The 1,153-nt window shown below is 47.6% G+C and carries 1 protein-coding gene and 1 pseudogene; both read right to left on the bottom strand.

Annotated features, from left to right (window positions below):
• Positions 1 to 19: 19 nt before the first annotated feature.
• Positions 20 to 706, bottom strand: a complete 687-nt coding sequence (locus tag DWV34_RS17740) for a hypothetical protein (protein WP_243000871.1) — start codon at positions 704 to 706, stop codon at positions 20 to 22.
• 126 nt (positions 707 to 832) lie between these two features.
• Positions 833 to 1,153 (bottom strand): annotated as a pseudogene (locus tag DWV34_RS17735) (hypothetical protein); the annotation flags it as partial.

The following is a 1,153-nucleotide window of genomic DNA, read 5'->3' as shown; positions in this document are numbered from 1 at the left end:
TCCCCGGTCAGCGTCACCTTTACTGTGGCTTTATTTCCGTCAGAAAGGGAAAAGGTGAGGTCAAAAACTCCCGTTTTTCCATCTTTTTTGCTTTGTTGATCACTGCCAGCTGGCTTTCATCCACCAGAATCTTTGCATTATCCAGGTTCTTGTCTTTTCCTTTTGCCTGGCAGAGGCCGATAATCTGTTCCTCCGTAAAGGGCTCTCCCTTTGTAGGCTGTGTCGCATGGTTCGCTCCGATCACAGAAAAAGGATCATCCTGTCTTTCCTTTGCGGCATCTGTTCCCTCATCTCTCAGAAATACAGTGATTGTAACCGTTGTATTGTCCGGCGTCCGGAAAGTCAGAGGAAAATCGCCGGTCTTCCCTGCGGTCTTTGCCGCATTGATCGCTGCAATCTGCTCTTCCTCTGCAAAACTAAGATCCTCTGTTGGAATCTCCATCCCGTCTTTGTCCACCGCTTTTACCATGGACAGCTCTTTCAGCTGCTTTTTCGAAAAACCGTCGCCGCCGGTTTTGCTGATGATATGTTTCCCCTTTATCATCTCACCTGTGTCCGGGTTTTCTGTAATCGCATCGTACTCACCGACCAGTGTGACCGTGACGGTTACTTTATTTCCCTTTGCATCAGAATAGGTCAGCTCAAACTCCCCGGCTTTCCCCTGTGTCTTATGTTCATTGATCTTTTTGAATTGTTCCTGATCCACAGAAAAATCATCGAGAGAAATATTGTTGCCTTCCTTATCTTTTCCTTTTACCTCGCCCAGATGCTTGATGTCTTCTTCTGTAAATGGGCTGCCCCCCGTTTCCTTTGTAAAGTCATTGGCTCCGATCTATTCTTTTATGTTCTCTTTATCAAATCCCCCTGCATCCTCGCCGTCATTTCGTAAGAACACTGTTACCGTTACTTCCGTGCCGTTGGGAGTCGTATAGGTCAGAGGAAAATCCCCGATTTCTCCCTTTGTCTTCGCGGCATTGATAACTTCCAGTTCCTCCGGTTTTGCCAGCGTCAGCTGTTCCGGCGGAAAGTTTGTCCCGTTTTCCTGTTTCCCCGTTACCTTTGTGAGATGATGAAGCAATTCCTCCGAAAATGGTTTCCCGCCGCTCTTGCTGATCACATGGTTGGCTCCGATCTGCTCTTTCGTATCATCCTC

Origin of the sequence: Anaerostipes sp. AF04-45, from assembly GCF_003461725.1 — a bacterium.
GTDB lineage: Bacteria > Bacillota > Clostridia > Lachnospirales > Lachnospiraceae > Anaerostipes > Anaerostipes caccae.
Note: the sequence above shows the minus strand (reverse complement) of the source record. Positions and strands in the feature narration are given on the sequence as shown.